This window comes from Microbispora sp. H10836, assembly GCF_012999525.1.
Classification (GTDB): Bacteria; Actinomycetota; Actinomycetes; order Streptosporangiales; family Streptosporangiaceae; genus Microbispora.
Window position 1 is genome coordinate 85,839 of the sequence record NZ_JABBWU010000015.1, and the last position, 24,935, is coordinate 110,773.

At 70.2% G+C, this 24,935-nt stretch carries 22 protein-coding genes; 13 read left to right on the forward strand and 9 right to left on the reverse strand.

Going from position 1 to position 24,935, the window contains the following annotated elements; genetic code table 11:
• Positions 1–2 precede the first annotated feature (2 nt).
• Both HHX30_RS26095 and HHX30_RS26100 read left to right on the forward strand, forming a co-directional pair.
• Positions 3–2,009, forward strand: coding sequence for a serine/threonine-protein kinase (locus HHX30_RS26095; protein ID WP_169984636.1), 2,007 nt, complete (start codon positions 3–5; stop codon positions 2,007–2,009).
• A 130-nt stretch (positions 2,010–2,139) separates the two neighbouring features.
• Positions 2,140–2,463 (forward strand): DUF1330 domain-containing protein, encoded by a 324-nt coding sequence (locus HHX30_RS26100; RefSeq protein WP_169984637.1) that lies wholly within the window; start codon positions 2,140–2,142, stop codon positions 2,461–2,463.
• Between the two features lie 61 nt (positions 2,464–2,524).
• On the opposite strand, the gene HHX30_RS26105 is transcribed toward HHX30_RS26100, so the two are convergent.
• The 5 genes from HHX30_RS26105 to HHX30_RS26125 form a co-directional block, all read right to left on the reverse strand.
• A complete protein-coding gene (locus HHX30_RS26105) occupies positions 2,525–5,455 on the reverse strand; it encodes a glycoside hydrolase family 3 protein (protein WP_169984638.1) in 2,931 nt (976 codons plus the stop codon).
• Between the two features lie 41 nt (positions 5,456–5,496).
• On the reverse strand, positions 5,497–6,336 hold the full coding sequence (locus tag HHX30_RS26110) for a carbohydrate ABC transporter permease (RefSeq protein WP_310742162.1): 840 nt from the start codon (positions 6,334–6,336) through the stop codon (positions 5,497–5,499).
• Complete coding sequence (locus tag HHX30_RS26115) at positions 6,333–7,235, reverse strand: carbohydrate ABC transporter permease (protein WP_169984639.1); 903 nt, start codon at positions 7,233–7,235, stop codon at positions 6,333–6,335. The genes HHX30_RS26110 and HHX30_RS26115 overlap by 4 nt, the downstream gene beginning before the upstream one ends.
• 74 nt (positions 7,236–7,309) lie before the next feature.
• On the reverse strand, positions 7,310–8,635 hold the full coding sequence (locus HHX30_RS26120; protein WP_169984640.1) for an extracellular solute-binding protein: 1,326 nt from the start codon (positions 8,633–8,635) through the stop codon (positions 7,310–7,312).
• A 23-nt stretch (positions 8,636–8,658) separates the two neighbouring features.
• Positions 8,659–10,923, reverse strand: coding sequence for a TIM-barrel domain-containing protein (locus HHX30_RS26125; RefSeq protein WP_249350453.1), 2,265 nt, complete (start codon positions 10,921–10,923; stop codon positions 8,659–8,661).
• A gap of 176 nt (positions 10,924–11,099) precedes the next feature.
• On the opposite strand from HHX30_RS26125, the gene HHX30_RS26130 reads away from it, so the two are divergent.
• From HHX30_RS26130 to HHX30_RS26140, 3 genes are read left to right on the forward strand one after another with little or no spacing between them, the layout of a single operon-like run.
• The gene (locus HHX30_RS26130; protein WP_169984568.1) at positions 11,100–11,336 is read left to right on the forward strand and encodes a hypothetical protein; all 237 of its coding nucleotides are present in this window, start codon (positions 11,100–11,102) and stop codon (positions 11,334–11,336) included.
• Positions 11,312–12,091, forward strand: a complete 780-nt coding sequence (locus HHX30_RS26135; RefSeq protein ID WP_169984642.1) for a hypothetical protein — start codon at positions 11,312–11,314, stop codon at positions 12,089–12,091. Before HHX30_RS26130 ends, HHX30_RS26135 begins: the two co-directional genes overlap by 25 nt.
• A gap of 4 nt (positions 12,092–12,095) precedes the next feature.
• Positions 12,096–12,335, forward strand: coding sequence for a hypothetical protein (locus HHX30_RS26140; RefSeq protein ID WP_169984643.1), 240 nt, complete (start codon positions 12,096–12,098; stop codon positions 12,333–12,335).
• Between the two features lie 80 nt (positions 12,336–12,415).
• Here HHX30_RS26140 and HHX30_RS26145 read toward each other — a convergent pair whose 3' ends face one another.
• The 3 genes from HHX30_RS26145 to HHX30_RS26155 form a co-directional block, all read right to left on the reverse strand.
• Positions 12,416–13,507 (reverse strand): glycosyl hydrolase 53 family protein, encoded by a 1,092-nt coding sequence (locus tag HHX30_RS26145; protein ID WP_169984644.1) that lies wholly within the window; start codon positions 13,505–13,507, stop codon positions 12,416–12,418.
• A 90-nt stretch (positions 13,508–13,597) separates the two neighbouring features.
• Entirely contained in the window at positions 13,598–14,740 is a 1,143-nt protein-coding gene (locus tag HHX30_RS26150; RefSeq protein ID WP_169984645.1) for an arabinogalactan endo-1,4-beta-galactosidase, read from the reverse strand.
• Between the two features lie 103 nt (positions 14,741–14,843).
• Positions 14,844–16,829: a beta-galactosidase gene (locus tag HHX30_RS26155; protein WP_311922864.1), complete on the reverse strand. Its 1,986-nt coding sequence runs from the start codon at positions 16,827–16,829 to the stop codon at positions 14,844–14,846.
• Between the two features lie 208 nt (positions 16,830–17,037).
• Here HHX30_RS26155 and HHX30_RS26160 point away from each other — a divergent pair, with 208 nt between their 5' ends.
• From HHX30_RS26160 to HHX30_RS26175, 4 genes are read left to right on the forward strand one after another with little or no spacing between them, the layout of a single operon-like run.
• On the forward strand, positions 17,038–18,354 hold the full coding sequence (locus tag HHX30_RS26160; protein WP_169984647.1) for an ABC transporter substrate-binding protein: 1,317 nt from the start codon (positions 17,038–17,040) through the stop codon (positions 18,352–18,354).
• Between the two features lie 2 nt (positions 18,355–18,356).
• Positions 18,357–19,253: a carbohydrate ABC transporter permease gene (locus HHX30_RS26165; RefSeq protein WP_169984829.1), complete on the forward strand. Its 897-nt coding sequence runs from the start codon at positions 18,357–18,359 to the stop codon at positions 19,251–19,253.
• A complete protein-coding gene (locus HHX30_RS26170; protein WP_169984648.1) occupies positions 19,253–20,134 on the forward strand; it encodes a carbohydrate ABC transporter permease in 882 nt (293 codons plus the stop codon). Before HHX30_RS26165 ends, HHX30_RS26170 begins: the two co-directional genes overlap by 1 nt.
• Before the next feature lie 44 nt (positions 20,135–20,178).
• On the forward strand, positions 20,179–21,180 hold the full coding sequence (locus tag HHX30_RS26175) for a LacI family DNA-binding transcriptional regulator (RefSeq protein WP_169984649.1): 1,002 nt from the start codon (positions 20,179–20,181) through the stop codon (positions 21,178–21,180).
• Positions 21,181–21,230: 50 nt separating this feature from the next.
• On the opposite strand, the gene HHX30_RS40850 is transcribed toward HHX30_RS26175, so the two are convergent.
• A complete protein-coding gene (locus tag HHX30_RS40850) occupies positions 21,231–21,632 on the reverse strand; it encodes a helix-turn-helix domain-containing protein (RefSeq protein ID WP_311922865.1) in 402 nt (133 codons plus the stop codon).
• Between the two features lie 21 nt (positions 21,633–21,653).
• Here HHX30_RS40850 and HHX30_RS26185 point away from each other — a divergent pair, with 21 nt between their 5' ends.
• The 4 genes from HHX30_RS26185 to HHX30_RS26200 all read left to right on the forward strand — a co-directional run bounded on the left by HHX30_RS26185 (position 21,654) and on the right by HHX30_RS26200 (position 24,820).
• Positions 21,654–22,982, forward strand: coding sequence for an MFS transporter (locus tag HHX30_RS26185; protein WP_311922866.1), 1,329 nt, complete (start codon positions 21,654–21,656; stop codon positions 22,980–22,982).
• 22 nt (positions 22,983–23,004) lie between these two features.
• Positions 23,005–23,925: an RNA polymerase sigma factor SigJ gene (sigJ, locus tag HHX30_RS26190; RefSeq protein WP_311922867.1), complete on the forward strand. Its 921-nt coding sequence runs from the start codon at positions 23,005–23,007 to the stop codon at positions 23,923–23,925.
• Between the two features lie 3 nt (positions 23,926–23,928).
• Positions 23,929–24,381: a carboxymuconolactone decarboxylase family protein gene (locus HHX30_RS26195; RefSeq protein WP_169984653.1), complete on the forward strand. Its 453-nt coding sequence runs from the start codon at positions 23,929–23,931 to the stop codon at positions 24,379–24,381.
• A 271-nt stretch (positions 24,382–24,652) separates the two neighbouring features.
• Complete coding sequence (locus tag HHX30_RS26200) at positions 24,653–24,820, forward strand: hypothetical protein (RefSeq protein WP_169984569.1); 168 nt, start codon at positions 24,653–24,655, stop codon at positions 24,818–24,820.
• Positions 24,821–24,935 lie beyond the last annotated feature (115 nt).

A 24,935-nucleotide genomic window follows, 5' to 3' on the forward strand; every position in this document is an offset into this window, starting at 1 on the left:
TCGTGCCCGCCTCCGCCTCTCCCCCGCGTCCCGGCGATCCGGCCGAGATCGGCGGCTACCGCGTGCTCGGCAGGCTGGGATCCGGCGGGCAGGGCGTCGTCTATCTCGCCGAGTCCGGGCACGGCGAACGGGTGGCCGTGAAGGTCCTGCACGCCTCCGGCGACCCGGAGGCCGACGCCAGGTTCCGCCGGGAGGCGGAGGTGCTGCCCCAGGTGGCGTCGTTCTGCACGGCCCAGGTCCTGCGGGTGGGCACGGCGGACGGCCTGCCGTACATCGTCAGCGAATTCATCGAGGGCCCGACGCTGCAGCAGGCCGTGGCGCAGCGGGGTCCGCTGCGCGGCCAGGAGCTGCGGCGGCTCGCCGTCGGCACGGTGACCGCGCTCGCGGCGATCCACCGGGCGGGCGTCGTCCACCGCGACCTCAAGCCGGCCAACGTGCTGCTGGGCCCCGACGGCCCGCGGGTGATCGACTTCGGCATCGCCCGCGCGGTCGGCCCCGGGGACGCGGCGGAACCCACCGGCGAGGGAGTGCTGGGCACCCCCGCCTACATGGCCCCCGAGCAGCTGCGGGGCGCGCCGCCCGCCCCGGCCGCCGACATGTTCTCGTGGGCGGGGGTCGTGGTGTTCGCCGCCACCGGCGTCCCGCCGTTCGGGCACGACACGGTCCCCGCGATCATCCGCCGTGTGCTGACGGAGGAGCCCGATCTGGGCGGGCTCGGCGGGGACCTGCGCGAGGTGGCGGCCGCGTGCCTGCGCAAGGATCCCGCCGCGCGTCCCGGCGCCGCTCAGGCGCTGCTCCGGTTGCTCGGCCGCACCGCCGAGGACACGACCGGCCTCCTCCACCGCGGCTCCGCCGCCGCCGAGCCGGAGAGCGGATCGGGCAGCGGACCGGGCAGCGGACCGGATGGGGCCACCGCGAGCGGCAGGGTTGCAGGCGGCAGGATCGAGAGTGGCAGGATCGAGAGTGGCAGGGTCGAGAGCGGCAGAGCGCGGCGCGCCGTCGCGGCCGCCTGCGTGGGAGTGCTCCTCAGCGCGGGCGTGGCGGCGTACGTGGCGACCCGCCCGGACCCGCCGCCGCGCCTCGCCCTGAGCGGCCCGCCCGCGCCGGTCGCGGACCGCGTCGCCGTACCGGAGTTGCGGGCCACGCTTCATGAGGCGCCGAGCGACCCCGTGCGCGTCACGTCGTTCCTCGTGCAGACCGGCCAGGCGGGCCGCGTCGACGAGCCCGCCTACGTCCGGGAGCCCGGCCGGGCCGCGTTCCGGAAGCTCGACGGCCTGGTCGACCCGGTCGTGTCCCCGGACGGCAGGCTTGTCGCGGTTGTGGGGCGGGATCCGCGGCGCGCCTCGGACCCGAACAACGTGGTGCGGTTCACCCGTCGCGAGACCGGTGAGACCTTCTCGGTGCCGACCGTGATGCTCCCGCTCCTCGCGGCCTCGCCGGAGTGGTCCGCCGACGGGCGGCGGCTGCTGCTCACGATATCCACCGGGCCGTCCGGGAACCCGCGGGCCGCGGGCTTCGCGGTCGTCGACGTGCCGGCCAGGAGGGTGTCCTTCACCAAGGTCGAGGACGGAGAGGCGGGCACGGCGACCTACCAGTGGACGCCCGACGGGTCCGCGGTGATCCGGTCGTCGGCGCCCGGGAATGACGGCGTCCGCGTCTACGGCCTGGACGGAACCCTCCGCCGGACCCTCGACGGCGTGCGCTGGACCTCCGCCGTGAACGCCGGCTTCTCCCCCTCCGGACGCCTGCTCGCGGCGCTGTGTCCCGGCGACGACGGGCGCGCCTGCGTGGTGGACTCCGGCACCGGCCGCCGCCGGGCGAGCCTTCCCCTCCCGGCCGACGGCGCGCTGTGGGGCTGGTTCAACGAGGACCACCTTCTCGTCTTCGACAAGGGGTCCACCCCGTGGCGGGTCCACATCGTCGACCTGTCCGGCCGCCGGGTCCGGCTCTTCGCCGAGTTCGCCGGGACCGCCGACACGTACTGGAGCATCCACGTCACCCCCGGCTGACCGGCACGGGACGCCGGTTACCTCACAGGTCATCGTCTTCGCGACCCGTCCGCGGGATGCTCAAGGCCGCGGGAGGACGCGCCCCACCGGCGCCCCGCACCCCGGCCGCACACGATCACGGGAGGAAACCATGACTGCCTACGCCGTCGCCCAGCTCCGCGACGTCAACCTGGGCGCGGACATCGTGGAGTATCTGCGGCGCATCGACGCCACGCTGGAGCCGTTCGGCGGCCGTTTCATCATCCACGGCGGCGAGCCCGAGCTGCTGGAGGGCACCTGGACGCAGACCCTCATCGTCATCGAGTTCCCCGACCTCGGCAGGGCGAGGGCGTGGTACCGGTCGCCCGCCTACCAGGAGATCCTCCCGCTGCGCACCCGGAACTCCTCCGGTGACGCCGTGCTGATCGAGGGCGTGGCCGGGGACCACAAGGCGACGGACGTGCTGGCGGGCTGACCCCCGTGACGGGGAACGCCCCGCGCATGCGCGCGGGGCGTCCGCCGTACTCCAAGGGGCCTCAGCTCAGGGTGAGGTCCTTGATCCGGAGATCGCCGGTGAAGACGAGGTAGACGTCCTTCACGCCGTTCGCGCCGGACACCGGCGCGGTCGCGCCGGCCCAGTTGTAGATCCCGCCGGTCGCGGCGACCGGGATCGTGGCCACCTTGGCGCCGGTCGGCGAGCCGAGGCGCACCTCGATCGTCCCACCGCTCGCCGAGGCGACCCCGGCCGTCACCTTCCTGGAGTTGCGGAGCTGGACGTCCTTGAACGCGATCCAGCCGCCGTTCGCGCCCGCCACGGCGTCGCCGCGCTCCTTGGTCTCGTCGACCAGGTGGATGCCCGAGTAGTCGTCGAAGTCGACCGCCCGGGTGGTCTTCGACAGGTCGCGGTGGGGGATGTTCTCGCCCTGCACGTTGATCGTCGCCCGCTGCCGGATGTTCGCCGAGGACGACCCCACGAGCACGTCGTGGGTGGCGTTCTCGACGGTCCACTTGTTCCGCGTGACGTCCCAGAGCGCGAGGTCGCTCCTTGCGACGCTGAAGGCGACCGTCCTGGTCTGGCCCGGCGCCAGCGTCACGCGCTGGAACGCGCGGAGCTGCTTCACCGGCTGCTTCACCCGCGAGCGGTGCTGGTGCGTGTAGAGCTGCACGACCTCGTCGCCGGCCCGGGAGCCGGTGTTGGTCACCTTCACCGAGACCTCGTACGCGTCGCCCTTCCGCACCGCCTTGAGGCCCTGGTAGGCGAACGACGTGTACGACAGGCCGTAGCCGAACGGGTAGAGCGGCCTGCCCTGGTAGTACAGGTACGTCCGGTCCTTCTTGACGATGTCGTAGTCGAGGATGCCCGGCAGCTCGTCCGCCGAGCGGTACCACGTCTGGGTGAGCCGGCCTGCCGGGTTGACGTCGCCGTACAGCACGTCGGCGAGGGCGTGCCCGGTCTCGGCGCCCGCGTGGGTGGTCCACAGGATGGCCGGGACGTTGTCCTGCACCCAGTTGATCGTCGTCGGGTAGCTGTTCTCCAGCACGACCACCGTGTTCGGGTTGGCCGCTTTCACGGCCTTGACCAGCGCCTCCTGCCGCTCGGCGAGGTTCATGTCAGTGCGGTCGTGGGCCTCGCGGCCGTTGATGAACGGCATGCTGCCCACCACGACGACCGCCACGTCGGCCGCCTTGGCCTTGGCCGCCGCGTCGTCGACGCCGCTGGAGACGACCTCCTTGGCGTAGTGCGTGGCCTGGTCGGCGGAGGTCAGGCTCAGCGTGCCGTCGGCCGCCGCCTTGACGTACGGGTCCGACCCGAACCAGCTCTCGGTCGTCTCGTAGCCGGCGTACCGCAGCAGGTAGGTCCCGTCGGACTGCTGCTCCAGCTTGAACTGCTCCTGCACGAACCATCCGGACGGCTGCTCGGAGGTGTTGGCGAGCGTCGCCCAGTTGGCCCGGCTGACGTACTTGCCGTTGGCCACGCTGCGCAGGGTCAGCACGCCCTGGCCCCAGTCGAACGCGTCGAACTGCTCGGTGGCGCCGGCCGAGGTCGCGCTCTCCTTCAGGTCACCGCCGGCCGCGGGCGCGCTGATGTACTTCCCGGTGGCGACGTCCTTCAGCGCGATGCGGTCGACGCCCTCGGAGGAGGTCACCGACGCCGCCCGCTCCTTGATCCCGTCGAGCGGGGTCACCTTGTACGGCAGGCTGCCCGAGTACCAGTCGGTGTAGAGCACGTTCGCCAGCGGGCCGACCACGGCGACCTTCTTGCCGGGCTTCAGCGGCAGCGCGCCGCCGGAGTTCTTCAGCAGCACCATGGCCTTGGCCGCGGTCTCGCGGTTCAGCTTCTGGTTGGCCGGACTGTTGACCACGTCCTTGGTGATCTTCGCGTACGGCCCGCCGTCGGGGTCGAACTCGCCGAGCCGGAACCGGACGCCGAGCTGGTGCCGGACGGCGTCGTCCACGTCCGACTGACTGAGCAGGCCCTTCGACAGCGCCTCCTTGACGGACGCGACCGTCGGGCCGCCGTTGGTGTCGTCCACGGTGAAGCTGTCCAGGCCCGCCTTGATCAGCGCGGCGGCGGCCTCGGGCTGGGTGGCGTAGTACTTCTCGGTCTGCACGAGGTTGTTCGGCGCCCAGGCGTCGGAGACGTTGAACAGCGTCCGCTTCGTCCAGGAGCGGACCACGTCGTCGAGGTCCGGGCTGACCGTGTTCGGCCGGCCGTTGACGAGGTTGTACGACGCCATCACGCCGGTCGCCGCGTCGGCCTCGATGGCCGGTTTGAAGGCCGCCTCGTCGTACTCGTGCTTCACCCGCGGCGGCAGCTCCGACGACGTGGTGTCGCGGTTGACCTCGTTGTTGTTGGCCAGGTAGTGCTTCAGCGTGGGAGCCGTCTTCAGGTGGTCGGGGTCGTCGCCCACCATGCCCGATCCGTACGCCGTGGAGATGGCGCCGGTCAGCAGCGGGTCCTCCGAGTAACCCTCCTCGTTGCGTCCCCAGCGGGGGTCGCGCAGCAGGTTGACGACGGGCGCCCAGAGGTTGAGCCCCCACACCGTGGGGTTCTCGGCGTGGAAGCCGCGGGCCTCGTCGCCCACCGCGGAACCCACACGCTTGATCAGGGCCGGATCCCAGGTGCTGGCCAGGCCGAGCGCCTGAGGGAAGACGGTGCCCTTGGCGGTGACCACGGCGCCGTTGTTCGTGTAGTCGGTCGACCAGGCGACGCCGTGCAGCGCCTCGGTGCCCGTCTTGAACATCTTGATGCCGAGACGGTCGATCGCGGGGGCGTACTGGTGCAGCATCGCGACCTTCTCGTCCGGCGTGAGCCGGCCGAGCAGGTCGTCGACGCGCTGGGCGAGCGGCAGCGACGGGTTCCGGAACGGATAGTCGTCGGCCGCCCTCGCGGGGCCGGCGGCCAGGCTCAGTGCCAGAGCCAGGGCGGCCGACGCGGACAGCATCGCCGAACGGCGATGGGACATTGCGCCTCCAGGTCAGGTAGTGACGCGTTACTTGGGGGGTGTTACTTGATGGCGCCGACCGTGACGCCACGGGTCAGCGTGCGCTGGAAGATCAGGAAGAAGGCCACAGCCGGGATGATGCCGAGCAGCGCCGACGCGCTGGACATGGTGGCGTCCATCATCTTCTCGCCCTGCAGGACGCCCAGGGCGACCGGCACGGTCTGGTTGTCGTTGGCGATGAGGAACACCATCGGCAGGAAGAACTCGTTCCACGTCCAGATGAAGAAGAAGATGAGCAGCACCGAGAGGGTCGGGCGGCTGATGGGCACGACGATGCGCCACAGCATCCGCGATCTGCTCGCGCCGTCGATCTCGGCCGCCTCCAGGATCCCCCGGGGGAACTGCCCGAGCACCGACGAGAGCAGGTAGGTCCCGAAGGCCGCCTGGATCACCGTGAAGATCAGGATGACGGCGAGCTTCGAGTCGTACAGCCCCACCTCCTTCGACAGGTAGTAGAGCGGGTAGACCAGCGCCTCCTGCGGCAGCGTGTTGGCGACCAGGAAGAGCACGAGGATCCACAGCCGGCCGCGGACCTTGCCGATCCCCAGCGCGTACGCGTTGAGCACCGACAGCACCACGGCGGCCACCGCGACGACACCGCTGATCAGGAGGCTGTTCCACAGCTTCAGGCCGAAGTCGACGCGGTTCCAGAAGGCGACGATCCCGTCCAGGTAGAGCCCGTGGGGCAGGCTCAGCGGGCCGCCCGAGGAGTATTCGGCCGGTGACTTGAACGCGTTGAGCGTGACGATGACGAACGGGAAGAGCATCACGACCGCGAGCACGACCAGTGCCGCGAGCACGGCCCATCGTCCCGGCTGGCGGATGGTGCGATCGGGGGTCACGACTCACTCTCCTGGTCGCGCTCCTGGACCCGCAGGAAGAGGAAGGTCACCACGACGATGATCAGGGCGAGCACGGTCGCGATCGCCGAGCCGTACCCGACGTTGACCTTCTGGAAGAAGTTCAGATAGGAGAAGTACGACGGCACCATGGTCGCGGAGCCGGGGCCTCCCCTGGTCAGCACGAAGATCGGCCCGAACACCTTGAGCGCCGCGATCGTGCAGGTCAGCAGCACCACGAAGATCTCCGGCCGGATCTGCGGAATCGTGATGTGCCAGAACCTGCGCCACCACGAGGCGCCGTCGATCTCGGCCGCCTCGTACAACGAGGGGTCGACTCGCTGGAGCCCGGCCATGAAGATGACGACCGGGTACCCGAGCTGGAACCACACCATGATCGCCATGACCGTCGCCAGCGCGATGTCCGGGTCGCCCAGCCAGTTGACCTCGAGCCCGAAGATCTGGTTGACCGCGCCGTACGACGGGTGGAGCATCCAGCCCCAGACCACGCCGGCCACCGCGACGGGCAGCACCTGCGGCAGGTAGAACGCCGCGCGCAGGGCCGAGGCCGTACGCCCGCCGAACCGCTTGGCGATGTAGTCGAACAGCGCGGCGGCGAGCATCAGGCCGATGATCGTGGGCACCACGGCCATCGCGACGATCAGCGCGACGTTGTGCTGGAAGGAGGCCCAGAAGCGCTCGTCCCTGAACAGCTTGGTGTAGTTGTCGAGCCCGATCCATTTGGGGGTGCCGACGCCGGACCAGCGGGTGAAGCTCGTCGCGACATTCATCAGGAACGGAACGACGATGATCGCGAGGAACAGCACCAGGCTCGGAACCAGGTAGAGCCAGTAGCCGCCCCTCCCGCGCGGGCGGGCGGTGCCCGCGCCGGGTGGTGCCATGTGCGGAGCCTTTCGAAAAGGGGGTCCGGCGGCGGAGGCCGGTCAGGCAGCCCCGCCGCCGGAGTCGGGGAGAGTCACTCGGCGATGTCGGCCAGGTTGTCGTTGTACGGCTGGGCGATCTCGTCCAGGACCTCCTCGGGCTTCTTGCTGCCGTTGATCAGTTCCTGTACGCCGGCGACGAGCACGTCGTAGTAGCCGGGGGCCGGCCAGTCAGGGTAGAAGGCCAGGCCGTCCTGCGTCGAGAGCTTGTTGAAGTTCTCGATGAGCTCCTTGTTCTGCGCGTCGGTGATCGCGGTGGGGTCGGCCGCGACCGGGACGCCGCCCGAGTTGCCGAGCAGGTTCTGGATCTCCTTCTTCATCGTGATGTCGATGAAGTCGTAGGCGAGGTCCTTGTTCTCGGACTTCTCCGGCACGACCCAGATGTTGCCGCTGGAGCCGGGGGCGAACTGGCCGGGCCACAGGAACGAACCCCACTTGAAGTCCTTGATCTCCTCCTGCATGCGGCCGAACCACCAGCTGCCCGACACCATGATCGGGTACTTGCCGCCGATGAACGCCACACCCATGTCCTCGGCCTTCATGCCGGCCGAGTCCTTGCCGATGTACCCCTTCTTCACCCAGTCGGAGATGGTCTGCGCGGCGTAGGTGAACTCGGGACCGTGGAAGTCGACCTTGCCCTTGTAGAGCTCGAAGGAGTCGATCCAGGCACGGTTGGCCTTGTTCAGCGCGAGCAGGTAGAACAGCTGCTGGGCGGGGTACTCGGCGCCCGCCATCGCGATCGGCGTGGTGCCCTTCTTCGCGAACGCGTCGAGCGCGGCGGTGAACTCGTCGAAGCTGGTGGGCACCTTGACGCCCGCCTTCTCGAACATGTCCTTGTTGTAGTAGACCATCACGTACTCGCCGTAGTTCGGCACGCCGAACCACTTGCCCGAGCCCATGATGCCCCGCTCGTCATATTTGGCGGTGGTCTGCAGCGACGGGCTGAGCAGCTTGTCCCAGCCGCGCTTGGTGGCCTCCTCCGACAGGTCGGTGAGCAGGCCCTGCTTGGACAGCTGACCGGCCGTCGCGTTGCCCTTGTTGTACTCCATGATGTCGGGCGCCTCGTCGGAGTTGAGGACCATCGACGCCGTCTTCTGGATCTGCTCGAAGCCCTTCTCCTCGAACTTCACCTTGACGCCGGGGTGGCTCGCCTCGAAATCCTTGATCGCCTGGGCCCAGGCGGTGCCCATGGCACTGTTGCCGGTCTCGTAGTGCCAGAGGGTGAGGGTCCTGCCCTCCGCGGAGCCGCCACCGCTGCCGCTGCCGCTATCGGAATCGTCAGAGGATCCACCGCACGCGCTGAGCGCCAGTGCGGCCGCGGCCAGTGCCGCCACCGCCGCGCTCCTGCCTACTCTGAACATGGTGTTTCTCCAGGGGGGTTTCTCTAGTTGATGACGACCGGGACGCCGGGGCCCACGAACTCGACGCCGTCGATCTGCTTGGGGCCCTCGGCGGTGACGACCAGCCGGTCGCCGTCCCTCACCGCCGTGACCGTCGTGTCCCCGTCCAGGTCCCTGATCGTCGTACGGCTCTCGCGCTCCGGCACGCCGAAGGCGAGCAGCGAGACCCGGGGCTCGTCGGCCACCGTGTCGCCCGGCTCGGTGACCGGGATCAGCGAGCCGTGCCGTACGAACAGGGGGATCTGGTCGAGCGGCGGCGACACCGTGACGTAGCGTCCGCCGTCGGCCGCCTCACCGGTCCAGTAGTCCACCCACACCCCCGAGGGCAGGTAGACCTTCCTGGTGCCGTCGGCCGAGGTCATCGGGGCGACGAGCAGGTCGGTGCCGAGAAGGTACTGCAGGTCCGCCTGCCAGGCCACCGGATCGTCGGGATGGTCGACGCACAGCGCGCGCAGCATCGGCGCGCCCGTCTCGGCCGCGGTGACGGCCGCCGAGTAGATGTACGGCATGAGCCGGTACCGCAGCCGCAGGGCCTCGACGGCGGCCTGCTCGGCGTGCGCCGGGAACTCCCAGGGCTCCCGGGTGGTCGTGCCGTGGAACCGTACGAGCGGGGACAGCGCGGCGAACTGCGACCAGCGGATGTAGAGGTCCGGGCTCGGCGTGCCGGTGAAGCCGCCCGCGTCGTGGCTCCAGAAGGGGACTCCGGACAGCCCGTGCGACAGCCCGCCCCTGATCGTGCTGCCCATCGCGGAGTAGGTCGTGTCGACGTCGCCGCTCCACTGGGCCGAGTGGCGCTGACCGCCGAGGTAGGACGAGCGGGCCCAGACCAGGTCGTGCCCGTTCACCTCGCGGGTCACCTCCGCCACGATGTCGTTGAACAGCAGCGTGTAGACGTTGTGCAGCTCGGTGCCGGTCATGCCGTTGAAGGCCACGGCGTCGGCGGGCACCCCCTCGGCGAAGTCGGTCTTGAACGCCGCCACGCCCTCACGCAGACGGTCGCGCAGCAGGCCCTTGAACCACTCCACCGCCTCGGGGTTGGTGAAGTCGACGATGCCGCAGGCCGGGTAGGAACCGTGCCAGGTGTCGGCGACGTAGGTCTCGCCGCCGCGCGTCCTGAGGAAGTAGCCCCTCTCCGAGGCCTCGGCGAAGGCCGGGCTGAGGTGCGAGACGTAGGAGTTCATCCACAGGCAGACCTTGAAGCCCTGCTCCTTGAGCGTGGCGAGCATGCCCACCGGGTCGGGGAACGTCTCCGGGTCCCACTGGAGGTCGGACCAGTGCCCGTCCGCCTGCCAGTAGCAGTCGAGGTGGAGCACGTCGCAGGGGATCCCCCGCTCCCTGATCTTCCTGGCGCGCTCCAGCACGCGCTCCTGGCTGTCACGGAAGAAGCCCGAGGAGATCCAGGTGCCGAACGCCCACTTCGGCGGCAGCTGCGGCCGGCAGGTCAGCCGGTCGAACCGGTCCAGGACCTCCGCCGGGGCCGGTCCCGCGATGACGTAGTAGTCGATGATGTCGTCGGGCACGATGATCTGCACGGCGCTGTGCGTGGACTGGCACACGTCGAACTCGACCGGCGTGCCGCTGTCGACGCAGATGCCGTAACCCCTGCTGGACAGATAGAAGGGCACGTTCTTGTACGCGCGCTGAGACTCGGCGCCGAACGCGTCGAAGTTCCACATGAGCGGCCGCTGGCCGCGCTTGTCGAGCGGCGTGAACGACTCGCCGAAGCCGCCGAACGCCTCGTCGGCGGGGGCCACGAACGTGTCGTGGTAGGCGACGGGGGCGCCGTCGACGGCGGAGCGGCCGAACGGCAGCGTGCGCAGCCGGCCGCTGATGTCGGGGTGGCCCGGGTCCTGCTCCACCAGCGTCCGGCCGGCCCGGTCGGTGAAGCGCAGGTTCCACGGGTTCAGCCGCACCTCGGCACGCAGCGATCCCGCGTCGACGATCACGCGGCTGTGGCTCGCCTCCACGACGGCCTCGCCGTACTCGCCGGGGGTGACCATGGAGATCGCGCGGGCGGACCGGGTGCGCGCGTCGGGGTCCTCCGACAGGCGCACCCGGATCACCCCCTCACCCGCGACCGTGATCTGCACGACGAGCGTCTCCTCGGCCGAGGTGGAGCCCTTCAGCGTCACGCCCTGGCCGTCGGAGGCCACCACATCCGCGCTGGTCAGCGCGGACAGGCCCGCCTCGCCCGGCTCGCGCACCGGAAGCTCGGGAGGATCCGCCACGAAGAACTCGCGCGCGATCAATGGGGGACGGTACGGCATTGCGGCACTCCATCGGCTCATCCGGCGATTGTGGAGTTAGTTTGCCGTCCATCCCAACAAAGGTCAATGGGTCGAAGTCGCTCCGGATTTGTCCAAATTATTCCGATTAATGCCTGTTTGAGGTAATGTGACCGCAATCCCCCGCCAAGGTAGGTGAGATGGACAGGTTCGTGCATGTGATGCCGCTCGACGACGTGATCGACCACGAGGGCAGCCCCGAGTGCGTCTGCGGCCCCGGAGGCCAGCCCGTGACCGCCGCCGACCTCGGCGAGCCGGTTCCGTACACGGACGGCGACACCGTCGCACTCGGCTGGTCCCGCCCCGCGGTCGGCGTCATCTACCAGCACCACGCGCTCACCCCCTGCCGCGAATGGGAAGCCATCCCCGAGCCCTGAGCGCTTTTAATAGCCGTCAATCGCCGATCGAGTTCCGCGCCGACTCGGTGGTGGTCGTACGGGACGAGACCGGAACCGCGGTGATGGCCGTCATCGTGGAGGTTCAGCTCGGCCGGGACTATGGCAAGCGCTTCAGCTGGCCGGTCTACATCACGACGTTGCGATCGCAGCACAAGTGCGACACCGCACTGCTGGTCATCTGCCCGGATCGGTCGATGGCCCGCTGGTGCGAGAGGACGATCCGGCTGGGCCCGAACGGCGCCATCACGCCGCTCGTGATCGACCCCGGCCGCATGCCCCTCATCACCAACCCCGACCAGGCCCGCGCCTGCCCGGAACTCGCCGTCCTCTCGGCCGTGGCACACCCCGACGAGTCCGACAACGAGATGGTGCTGGAGGCGATGCTGGCGGGGCTGGCGACATTGGATGAGGATCGCGCCAGAGTATATTTGAGCTACGTGATCAGCTCGCTACGGGATGTGACGGTCAAGCGTCTGGAGGAGATGGTGACCACCATTCAGGACTTCGACTACCTCGGCGAGAAGTACTTCTCCCACTGGCTGGCCAAAGGCGAGGTGAAAGGCGAGGTAAAAGGCGAGATCAAATCGATCTTGACCGTGCTGGACGCCCGAGGCCTGGAGATCTCCGACGACGCACGCGAACGGATCCAGCGGTGTGAGGACACGAACCAACTGGAGGCCTGGGTCCGTAGGGCCGCCGTCATCACCTCGTCCGACGAGTTGTTCGATGAGTAAGACCATGCAGGACTTCGACTACCTCGGTAAGAAATATTTCCCTCACTGGATCGAAGCGGGCCGCGCCCTGGGGCAGGCGGAGGCGACGCTGATCGCGGGGATCGTCAGGGTGCTGGAGATGCGCGGCGTGGAGTTTTCCGACGACGCGGCGGAACGGATCAACCGATGCAAGAGCCTCGACCAACTGGGCGCATGGCTGCATAAGGCCCCCAAGGTCAAATCAGCCGACGACCTGTTCGATTGAAGGCGGGCCGGCCCGTGTGCCGGAGGGGCGGGCCGCCCGGAGGGGTGCACCCTCAGGACGGCCCGCTTGGTTTCAGGCGGTTACGGGGTCCACCTGACGTTCGGGTTGATGTGGCCGGTCCAGTCGAAGACGGCCATGTTGTCCCAGCCGTCGCCGGTGCCGTTGATGTTCGCCGGGTCCCAGCCGTTGCCGGGCACGGCGTACCACGTCGGCTCCCAGTAGAAGACTCCGACGGCACCCGCGTTGCGGGCCGTGCTCTGCACCGCCGCGAACTCGGCGCCCTGCCCCTGCCAGGTGAGGCCGTACCCCGGGCAGCCCGACGTGACCGAGTTGCCCTCCCAGTCGGCGTTGTCAGGAGTGAACGGGTAGGCCGTCTCGGCGATGACGACCGGCTTGCCGTAGCGGGACCGCATGTCCGAGATCACGCTGGACAGGTTGGACAGCGTGCCGTGCCACATGCAGTAGTACGACAGGCCGGTGATGTCCCAGGGGACGCCCTTGGCCCGGATGCCGTCGTAGAACCAACGGGCGTGCGCGTCGCTGTCGGCGTTCGCGGTGTGGATGATCACCTGAGTGCCGGAGTTGCACGCCTTGGTCGCGTTGTAGCCGGCCTTGAGCAGCAGGCTCAGGTTCGTGAAGTCGTTGTTGACGACCTTGCCGTCGTTCCACAGCATGCCGACGTTGATCTCGTTGCCGATCTGCACGCTGTCAGGGGTGGTGCCCTGGGCCTTGAGGCTGGAGCACACGTCGTAGGTGTAGTTGTAGACGTCGGTCTGCAACTGGCCGATGCCGTGGCTCGCCCACGCGGCGGGCTTGTACTGCTTGCCGGGATCCGCCCAGGTGTCCGAGTAATGGAAGTCGATCATCAGCTTCAGGCCCTTGGCCTTGACCGTCCTGGCGTACTGCAGGACCTTCGCCTTGTTGTTGTAGCCGCTGGCCGGGTTGTTCCAGATCCGCAGGCGGACGTAGTTGACGCCGACGCCCTTGAGGATGTCGAGCGGGTCCCTCTGGGCGCCGCTGGCGTCGTAGTACTTCGCCCCCAGGTCGAGGGAGCGCTGCACGGAGGAGACGTCGGCTCCGAGCATGGTCAGTGGGGTGGCGGCCTGCGCCGGTTGCGCGGCGGGGAGCACCGCGGCGGCGCATACGACCAGCGCCGCCAGGATCTTTCTCATGAGTCCTCCGGTCAGGAGAGGAATGGACGGACGCCCCCGAACCCCCGCCGTCACGAGGTCAGGTCGCCACGGCGAGGGACGCTTCGATACTCAGCGGCGGGCGAACTCCCGCAGCGCGGGCAGCGCCCGGTCGTCGAAGCCGAACAGCGCCTGGTTCTCCCAGGCGTTGCCCGACGACGGGTCGGCGGGATCCCAGCCGTTGCCCTTCACCCCCGTCCAGGTGGCCTCCCACCAGAAGGCCCCCAGGCCAAGCCCGCCGGGCACCGCCCGCACGATGTTCGTCAGGTCACGGGCGAACGCCGCCTGACCCGCGGGGGTCGCCGGATATCCGGGGTACGGCTCGGCGGAGGTGACGATGTTCTCCCAGCCGTCGTCGTCGGCCGTCGTGAAGGGATAGGCGGTCTCGGCCACCACGACCGGCTTGCCGTACCGCGCGGCGACGTCGTTCAGGTTGGCCTGGAACGCGGCGAGGGTGCCGTGCCAGAACGGGTAGTACGACAGGCCGATCACGTCGTAGCGGACGCCGTAGGACGCGGCGGTGTCGAACCACCACCGGTAGAGGCCGTTGTCGCCGCCGTCCGCCAGGTGCAGCACGACCTTCGTTCCGGCCGACACCGCCTTGACCGCGTCGTACCCGGCGCCCAGCAGGGCGGCCATTCCCGGCCAGGCGTCCCACCGGCCGTCCGGCCACAGCAGGCCGCCGTTGATCTCGTTGCCGACCTGCACCATGTCGGCCGTCGTGCCCTGCGCCTTCAGCGCGCTCAGCACGTCGTAGGTGTGGTCGTACACCGCCTGCTTCAGTTCCTCGAAGGACAGCGAGGACCAGGCGGCGGGCTTGTTCTGCTTGCCGGGGTCGGCCCAGGAGTCGGAGTAGTGGAAGTCGACCAGCAGGCCCATGCCGAGCGCCTTGGCCCGCTTCGCGATCGCGAGCACCTGGTTCTTGGTGTTGTAGCCGTCGGCGGGGTTCACCCACACCTTGAGCCGGATGTAGTTGACCCCGCTGTGCCGCAGGATCGCCAGCGCGTCGCCCCGCCGCCCGTTCGCGTAGCGGTACGTCCCGCCCAGCGCCTCGGACTTGGCGAGGCTCGACACGTCGGCGCCCCTGATCGCGAGGTGGGGTGGTGGGCCGCCCGGCTTCCGGCCGCCGCCGGCCGGTGCCGCGGCCACTGCCGGGGCGACGGTGGTGAACAGCGCGGCCATCGCGCACAGCAGGGCCGCCAGGAATCGAGCCATGAGATCCTCCGGTCAGGAGAGGACGAGCCGTGTTCCCCCGTGTTCGATTGTGCGGGCCCCGGCGCCGCGTCGCCGGTCAGGTGCGGCACGGCGCCGGGGAGTCTCAAGCGGTGCGGACCACCACGACGCCCCCGGTGGGCACCGTCGCCGAACCGTCGTACGCGGCGCCGTCGAGCACTCCGGTGCCGGTCACCCCGTGCACGGTGACCGGCGCGTCCCCGTGGTTGATGAGGAACAGGTGGTCGCCCCGCCACACGAGCTCCAGCGTGTCGGGCAGGCCGCGCGGCCGGGACACGCCCGCGCCGTCGAGCACCCGGCCGAGGAGCCCGCGCAGGCCGGACCCGGCGTCCAGGGCGGTGGACACGTACCACGCGGTGCCCGCGCCCAGCTCGTGCCGGGTGACGGCGGGGTGCCCGGCGTCGGGCCCGTCGGCGAACTCGTGCACGGCTCGCGCCCCCGCGAGCCGTACGCGCTCGGACCAGATCCGGCCGGTCGCGGAGAAGGGCTCCAGCGTCACGGTCTCGTGCTCGCGGAGCGGGTGGAACTCCTCGACGGCAACGCCGAGCACCTCGCGCAGCGCCCCGGGATGGGGCCCCGCGTGGATGGTGTCGTTCTCGTCCACGATGCCGGAGAAGTACGAGACGAGCAGGTGCCCGCCCGCCTCCACGTAGCGGTGCAGGTTCTTCGCCGGCGCCTCGCCGAGCAGGTAGGAGCTCGGCGCGACGACCAGCCGGTACGGCGACAGGTCGGCCGACGGATGGACGAAGTCGACGGTGACGTGCTCCCGCCACAGCGCCTCGTAATAGGCCTCGACGCGCTCCCGGAAGCGCAGGTCGGCCGACGGCCGCCACTCGAACTCGAGCGCCCAGTAGGACTCCCAGTCCCACACCACGGCGACCTCGGCCGCCACCCGCGAGCCCCTCACCCCGGCGAGTTCGCGCAGGTCCGCGCCGAGCGCCACCACCTCGCGCCACATCCGCGAGTCGGTCCCGGCGTGCGGCACCATCGCCGAGTGGAACTTCTCCGCTCCGTAGCGGGAGGCGCGCCACTGGAAGAACATCGCCGAGTCCGAGCCGCGCGCCACGTGGGCGAGCGTGTTGCGGCGCATCTCCCCCGGCCGTTTGGCGAGGTTGCGCGGCTGCCAGTTGACCGCGCCCGTCGAATGCTCCATCAGCATCCAGGGGCGGCCTCCGGCCACCGAGCGGGTGAGGTCGGCGGCCATGGCGAGTTCGATCTGCGGATAGGCCCGCCCCGAGTCGAGGTAGTGGTCGTTGGCCACCACGTCGACCTCAGCCGCCCACCGCCAGTAGTCCATGGGCTTGCAGTTGGGGATCATGAAGTTGGTCGTGACGGGCAGGTCGCAGAACCGGCGGATCGTGTCCCGCTCCCTGCGGAAACAGGCGATGTGGGCGTCGACCGAGAACCGCATGAAGTCGAGCTGGAGCCCGGTGAGCAGGCCCACCGGCGCGGCCACGGGCGGCTCGACCTCCTCGAACGAGCCGTAGGTCAGCCCCCAGAAGGTCGTGCCCCAGGCGGCGTTGAGCGCGCCCACGTCTCCGTACCTGTCCCTCAGCCAGGCGCGGAACGCCTCGGCCGACGTCGGGCAGTAGCAGTGGGCGTTGGCCCAGCCGTACTCGTTGTGCACGTGCCACATGGCCACGGCGGGGTGGCCGGCGTACCGCCGGGCCAGGGCGGTGACGACCCGCTCGGACGCGGCGGCGTAGTCGGGCGAGCTCGGGCAGAAGCTGTGCCGGGAGCCCCCGCCGAGCACGTGGCCCTCCCGGTCCACCAGGCGGCTGCCGGGGTAGCGGCGGCGGAACCACGTGGGCGGCGACGAGGTGGGGGTGGCGAGGTCGGCGTACACGCCGGCCGAGTGAAGCAGGTCGAGGATCCGGTCGAGCCGGGCGAAGTCGTACTCGCCCTCCTCCGGTTCGATGAGCCCCCAGTTGAAGACCCCCACGGTGACCAGGTTCACCCCGGCCTCCCGCATCAGGCGGACGTCCTCCCGCCACACGTCCTCCGGCCACTGCTCGGGGTTGTAGTCCCCGCCGTAGGCGAGGCCCTCGGGCAGGACGGGATATCCGGGCACGTCTCCCCCTCGATTCTGCTTCTGTGAACGTGCACAGTAGCGCACAGCCGCCCAGGCGTGAAGGTGCATGCGATTTGCGCTGATAGGGACGGGGCGTTAACAACCGGGTAACGGCCATTGACAGCACCTGAGGGACCTTCCACTCTGTGAACGCTCCCAGAACGTTTCATCCTCCCATCCCCCTCTCCCCCCCTGCCTGGAGGGCCCTATGCGTGTGAACCGGTTAGCAGTGGCGGCCGTCGCGATCCTCACCACCGCACTGTCGGCGGCCTGCTCGGGCGGCACCGAGGAGCCGTCCTCCGAGGCCGCGAGCCAGAGCGCGGCACCGGCCGGGCCGGTCAAGCTGACCTACTGGACCTGGGTCCCGAACATGGACAAGATCGTCACGGTGTGGAACCAGGCCCACCCCGACATCCAGGTCACGGTCAGCAAGCAGGCGGGCGGGGACGACGCGGCCGCCAAGTTCCTCACCGCCGCCAAGGCCGGCAACCCGCCGGACCTGGTCCAGGCCGAATACCAGATGCTGCCCTCCTTCGTCGCGGCCGACGCCGTGGCCGACCTTAAGGCGGAGACCGCGCAGGCGAAGGCCGAGTTCGGCGAGGGCATCTGGGGGCTGGTCACCCTCGGCACCGACGCCGTCTACGCGGTCCCGCAGGACAGCGGGCCGATGATGCTCTACTACCGCAAGGACCTGTTCGAGAAGTACGGCATCGAGGTGCCGAAGACCTGGGACGAGTACGCCGAGGCCGCCCGCGCCGTGCACAAGAAGGACCCGAAGGTCTTCCTCGGCACGTTCTCCAGCAAGGACCCGGGCTGGTTCGCCGGCCTCTCCCAGCAGGCGGGCGCGCAGTGGTGGTCGATCAGCGGCGACGCCTGGAAGGTCGCGGTGAACGACGAGGCCACCACGAAGGTCGCCTCCTATTGGGGCGGCCTGGTGAAGGAGGGCGTCATCGACGGCATGCCGTACTTCACCCCCGAGTGGAACAAGGCGCTCAACGACGGCAAGCTGCTCACCTGGCCGTCGGCGGTGTGGGGCCCGGGCGTGCTGTCGAGCAACGCGCCGAAGGCCAAGGGCAAGTGGGCCATCGCCCCGCTGCCGCAGTGGAGCGCGGGTGACAACTACAGCGGCTTCTGGGGCGGCTCGTCCACCGCCGTCGCCGCCAAATCGCCCAACAAGGCGGCCGCCGCGCAGTTCGCCACCTGGCTCAACACCGACCCGCAGGCGCTCGACCTGCTGATCAAGGAGGGCGCGGTCTACCCGGCCTCCGCCAAGGGCGCCGCGCTGATGACCGAGGCGCCGGACTACTTCTCCAACCAGCCCGACTTCTGGCAGCAGGCCGCCGCCATCGGCGCCACCGCACGCGGCTTCACCTTCGGCCCGAACGTCAACGTGACGTACAACGCCTACAGGGACGCCTTCGACAAGGCCGTCGCCGCCAAATCCGACTTCGCCGCCGCCGTCGCGACGATGCAGGACACCACCGTCGCCGACATGCAGAAGTCCGGCTTCAGCCTCGCCCAGTGACGATGCGATCTCCGAAGACAGGCGCCCGCGCCGGCCGCGCGGGCGCCGCGCCCTACCTGTTCCTCGCCCCGGCCATGGCGCTGTTCACGCTCTTCATGGCCCTGCCCATCGGCTACACGATCTATCTGAGCCTGCGGCGCACCAAGGTCTCCGGCCTGGGGCTCGGCAAGGGGGCCCGCACCGAGGTCTTCGCCGGGCTCGCCAACTACGCGGCCGCCGTCGGCGACGGCGAGCTGTGGGCCGGCTGGCTGCGCGTCCTCGGATACGGCGCGCTGGTGCTGGCGCTGATGCTGGGGCTCGCCCTCGTGTTCGCGCTCATGCTCGACGCCGCGCACGTGCGGCTCGCCCGCCTCACCCGGATCTCGATCTTCCTGCCGTACGCCGTGCCCGGCGTGGCCGCGACGCTGATGTGGGGCTTCCTCTACCTGCCCAGCCTCAGCCCGTTCGGCGAGCACCCGTTCCTCAGCGCCGACCTGGTGACGTTCTCCATGGCGAACGTGGCGGTCTGGGGCGGCACCGGCTTCAACATGCTGGTGCTCTACACGAACCTGCGGGCCGTGCCGCGGGAGTACTACGAGGCGGCCAGGATCGACGGCGCGAGCGAGCTGGGCATCGCGCTGCGCGTCAAGATCCCGATCCTGGTCCCGTCGATCATCCTGACCACCGTGTTCTCCGTCATCGCGACCGTCCAGGTGTTCACGGAACCGACCACCCTGCGGCCGCTGACGAACACGATCAGCTCGACCTGGAGCCCCCTGATGAAGGTGTACCGCGACGCGTTCGTCACCGGCGACCTCTACTCGGCCGCCGCGACATCCATGGTGATCGCCGGGATCTCCCTCGTCCTGTCGTTCGGTTTCCTGCGGATCATGAAGAACCGCGCGTTCGGGGAGGGCTGATGGCCGCCACCGCGCTGCCGCGGACCCGCGGCCACGCCCGGCGGGCGCCGCGCCGGCCGCTGGGGATCGTACCGACCGGAGTGCTCGTGCTGGGCGCGATCTACACCCTGTTCCCGGTGAGCTGGGTGGTGGTCGCGGCCACCAAATCGAAGGCCGAGCTGTTCTCCACCTCGACGTTCGCGCCGGGGACCGGCCTGCTGTCCAACCTGACCGACCTGTTCGCCTACCGTGACGGCGTCTTCTGGCTCTGGCTGCTCAACACCCTCCTGTACGCGGGGGGCGGCGCGGTCCTGTCGACCGCGGTGTCCACCGTCTCGGGCTACGCCCTCGCCACGTACGACTTCCCGGGTCGGAACCTGATCTTCAACATGCTCATCGGCGGCATCCTCGTGCCGTCGGTGGTGCTGGCGATCCCGCAGTATCTGCTGTTCTCCAAGGCCGGCCTGGCCGACACGTACTGGTCGGTGCTGCTGCCCCAGATCCTGCATCCGTACAGCATCTATCTGGCCCGGATCTACGCCAGGGCCGCGATCCCGGGCTCGCTGCTGGAGGCGGGCCGGCTGGACGGCGCGAGCGAGTGGCGGCTGTTCCGCCAGGTGGCGCTGCCGATGATGACGCCGGGCATGGTGACGATCTTCCTGTTCCAGTTCGTCGCGATCTGGAACAACTTCCTGCTGCCGTTCATCATGCTGGGCGACGACCACAGGTTCCCGCTGACGGTCGGCCTCTACACGCTGCTGGCCGCGGGCGCCAACCAGCCGTCGCTGTACAACCTGATCATCACGGGGACGATGCTGTCGCTCATCCCGCTGATCGCGCTGTTCCTAACGATGCAGCGCTACTGGCGTACGGACCTGTCCGGCGGGGCCGTGAAAAGCTGATGCACACGGGGAAACACGCTGATCGGCGGGGGGAAAATACGTCTATGGCGAAACGTCCGACCATCCACGACGTGGCCGCGGCGGCGGGCGTCTCCCGGGGCACCGTCTCCCGGGTGCTCAACGACGACCGGTACGTGAGCCCCGCCGCCCACGCCGCCGTCCGCCGGGCCATCGCCGAGACCGGGTACGTCGTCAACCGCGCCGCCAGGAGCCTGGTCACCCAGCGGACCGGGTCGGTCGTGATGGTCCTGTCCGAGCCGCACGAGAAGCTGTTCGAGGACCCCAACTACAGTGTGATGATCCGCACCGCCATCAAACGCCTGGCCGAGCGCGACGTGTCCCTCGTCGTCATGCTGGCCGGCGACGACGGGGACCGCGAGCGGGTGCTCCGCTACGTGCGCGGCGGCCACGCCGACGGCGTGTTCCTGATGTCCACGCACGCCGGCGACACGCTCGTGGACGCCCTGGTGGAGACGAAGGTCCCCGCCGTGGCGCAGGGCGCGGTCATCGGACGGGAGACCACGATCCCCTACGCGGCGGCCGACGACCGCGAGGGCGCCCGGCAGATGACCCGCTACCTGGTCGAGCAGGGCCGCAGGAGGATCGCCACGATCACCGGCCCGATGGACACCCCCGGCGGCATCCAGCGCCTGGAGGGTTTCGCCGACGTGCTCGGCAGGAAGGCCTCCAGGAAGCTCATCGAGCACGGCGACTGGACCCAGCTCAGCGGCGAGAGCGCGATGGCGCGGCTGCTGGAGCGCACGCCCGACCTCGACGCCGTCTTCGTGGCCTCCGACCTCATGGCGGCCGGCGCGCTGTCCACGCTGCGCGCGGCCGGACGCCGGGTGCCCGACGACGTGGCCGTGGGGGGCTTCGACGACTCGTCGGTGGCCGCCACCACGCATCCGCCGCTGACCACCGTCCGCCAGCCGCTCGCCGAGGTCGCGCAGGAGACCGTACGGCTCCTGCTCACGCTCATCGACGGCGGCGGCCCGGTGGACCCGGTGATCCTGCCCACCCGCCTCGTCGTGAGAGAGTCGGCCTAGGTCGCTTCCCCGGCGCGTGCTCGCGCTCGTCCGGGCACCCGTACCGGCGGTCAGCCCCTGATCGGCAGGACCGCGCGGGCGACGGCCAGGCGTTCGGCCTCTTCGCACTCGGCGGCCTCCTGCTCGGCGGCCACGCGCCGGTCGTAGGCGGCGCGCGCCGCGGCGATGGCGTTCTGGTGCTCCTCGGTCCAGTCGACCAGGGCACGGATGGTGGTGTGCAAAGTCGCGCCCATCGGCGTCAACGCGTAGTCCACGCGCGGCGGGACGGTCGGGTGCACCGTCCGGCTGACCAGCCCGTCGCGTTCCAGGTGCCGCAGCGTGCGGGCGAGCATCCGCTGACTGACCCCGTCGATCGCGCGGCGCAGCTCGGTGAAGCGCAGGCTCCGCTTGTCGAGCAGCGCGATCACCAGGAGCGACCACTTGTCGGCGATGCGGTCGAGGATCTGCCGCACCTCGCAGTCCGCGCGCTGAACGTGGCGCTGCCGTCGATCCGGACCGACCTGGGCCTGTCCACCGGGATGCTCAGCGGCGTGGTCAGCGCCTACGTGCTCGGCTACGGCGGCTTCATGCTGCTCGGCGGCCGCGCCGCCGACCTGCTGGGCCACCGGCGGATGTTCCTGCTGTGGCTGGCCGTCTTCCTGGTCTTCTCCGGGCTCGGCGGGCTCGCCACGCAGGGCTGGATGCTGCTGGCCGCGCGGTTCGTCACGGGGGTCGCGGCCGCGTTCATGGCGCCCGCCGGACTGGCGCTGGTCACCTCCCACTTCCCCGAGGGACCGGTGCGTACCAAGGCGCTCGGCGTGTACGCGGGCACGGCGGCGGGCGGATTCTCGCTCGGCCTGGTCGCCGGAGGCGTGCTCGCCGCCTTCGGCTGGCGGTGGGTGTTCTTCGCGCCGGTCATCCTGTCCGCGCTGATCCTGGCGGCGGCGCTGGTCCTCGTCCGTGACACGGGTGGCGAGCACCCCTCGGGCGGCTTCGACCTGCCCGGGGCGTTCGCCATCACGGCGGCCATGCTGCTGCTGGCGTACGGGGTGGTCCGATTGGAGAATCCCGGAGACGGCCCCGGCCTGACCGCCGGTGCCATCGCGGCGGGGCTGGCGATGCTCGGGCTGTTCGCCGCGATCGAGCGGCGGTCGTCGTCGCCCCTGGTGCGGCTCGGCATCCTGCGCACCGCGCCGCTGGTGCGGGTGAACGCGGCGGCGCTGCTGTTCCTGTTCGCGTTCGCGGGGTTCCAGTTCCTGATCACCCTGTATCTCCAGGAGTGGCGCGGCTGGACCACGATGCAGACCGGCCTGGCCATGCTGGTTATCGGGATCGACACGGTGCTCGCGCCGACGCTGACGCCGCGCCTGGTGAACCGCTTCGGCAACACCCGGGTGCTGTTCGGCGGCATCGTGCCCGCGGCGGTCGCGTACGCGCTGTTCCTGCCCGTGGGGATGGACTGGACCTACGCCGCCATGCTTCCGGCGCTGCTCCTGCTCGGCCTGTCCTTCTCACTGGCGTACGGCCCGCTGACCATGGCCGCGACGGAGGGCGTCGACGAGGACGAGCACGGCCTGGCGGGCGGCCTGCTCTACACGGCGATGCAGTTCGGCACGGCGCTCGGGCTGTCGGCCGTCACCGCCGTCGGCGTCGCGGCCGGGGCGGGACCGGATGGGCTGCGGACCGCGCTGGCGGTCCCTGTGGCGGCGGCGGTGCTCGGCGCGGTCGTCGTCGCGTTCGGCCTCCGCACCTCCGGAGGTTCCCCGGCACCGGCTCAGGACTCCCCACGAGCGCAGCCGCTGCAGAGGGATGTCACACACTGAGGAGGTGTCTCGTCCTCAAGGCGTGAACGACCATGGAAGCGCGGTGACCGGCCTGGACGCGGAGTTCCAGGCTCTGCGGCCCCGGCTGCTCGGCGTCGCGTACGGCCTGCTCGGCAGCCTGGACGAGGCCGAGGACGTCGTGCAGGACGCCTGGCTGCGGCTGCGGTCGGCCGGGGCCGCCGACGGCGGCGACGAGATCAGGGACGTGACCGGCTGGCTGGTGGTCACGGTCTCCCGGCTCGCTCTCGACGTGCTGCGCTCGGCGCGGCACCGCAGGGAGGAGTACGTGGGACCGTGGCTGCCCGAGCCTCTTGTCACCGGGCCGATTCTCACTCGGGCCGACCCCGCGGAGCGGGTGACGCTGGACGAGTCGATGAACATGGCCATGCTCGTCGTGCTGGAGTCGCTCAGCCCGGCCGAGCGGACGGCGTTCGTGCTGCACGACGTGTTCGGCCTGACGTTCGCCGAGGTGGGCGCGGCGGTCGGGCGCAGCCCTGCCGCCTGCCGGCAGCTCGCCGCCCGGGCGCGGGCCCACGTCGCGTCGCGCGCGCCCCGCTTCGACGTGGACCCCTCCGAGCATCGGCGGGTGGTGCACGCCTTCGCCCGCGCATGCGCCGGCGACGACATCGACGCGCTGCTCGCGCTGCTCGACCCGGACGTCGTGTTCCGTAGCGACGGCGGCGGCCGGGTGCGCGCCGGGAGGCGGCCGGTTCTCGGCGCGGCCAAGGTGGCCAGGCTGCTGTTCGGCGTACGCAGGTTCGGGCCGTACGAGATGGTCCCGGCCGTGGTGAACGGCTGGCCGGGGCTGCTGCGCTACCGCGGCGACCGGCTGGTCTCCGTGATCGGCCTCACCGTCGCGGGCGGCCGGGTCACCGCCGTCGACATGGTCCTGAACCCGGACAAGCTCGCCCGCGTGACGCGGGCCGACGAGACGAGGAGTTGAGCGATGACCGCGAGGATCAGTGTGCGCGACCTGGCCCCGGACGCGTACCGGGCGATGAGCGGGGTGGAGCGCTTCCTGCGGGAGTGCGGGGTGCCGCACCCCACCCTGGAGCTGATGAAGATCCGGGCCAGCCAGATCAACGGCTGCGCCTTCTGCCTCGACATGCACGGCCGGGACGCCAAGAAGGCCGGGGAGAGCGACGAGCGGCTGTGGTCGGTGGCCGCCTGGCGGGAGGCGCCGTACTACACCGACGCCGAGCGGGCCGCGCTCGCGCTGACCGAGGCCGCGACCCGGCTCGCCGACCGGCCCGACCCGGTGCCGGACGAGGTCTGGGAGGAGGCGGCCAAGCACTACTCGGAGGAGCAGTTGGCCGCGCTGGTGGTGGCGATCGCGCAGATCAACGCCTGGAACCGGATCTCCGTGATCAGCCGGACGGTCCCCGGCACGGGGGTCTGATCCGGTCTATCCCCGAAAACCGGAAGACGATGGCAGGCGAGACGAATAGTCTTCCTACGTCACGGAAGGAGGAGGCCATGAGACGCACCAGGATCCGCAAGCCGCTCCGCATCCGCCGTCCCGCCGCCGATCTCGACCTGCGCACCCCCTCCGGCCGGCTGCTTCCTTACTGAGACCCGCGTGACAGCGGAGGCTTTACGCCGGTTTTACCGAGTCTCCGATATCTATTCCGACAAGGTCACGGAACCATCACGGTCGGGGGGTAATGAACATGGTCACGGTGGTGCCGTCGCTCGCCAAGGTCAGGGACATCAGGACCGCGCTGCGCCGCAGGCCCAGGAGGGACAGAGGAGACAGGAAGATCGTCGACCTCCGGGCCTACACGGGCGGGAACGTCATCCGGTTCCCGAGGACGTCCGGACCGACGTCGGCCGCCTGATCCGGTCCGTCACAGCGATCCCACGGCCCGCCCGGCACTCCCGCCGGGCGGGCCGGGTGCTTGTGTCGATCGCCGTGATGCCGAACAGGGAAAGAACCCGCCAGAAGCCGCCTCC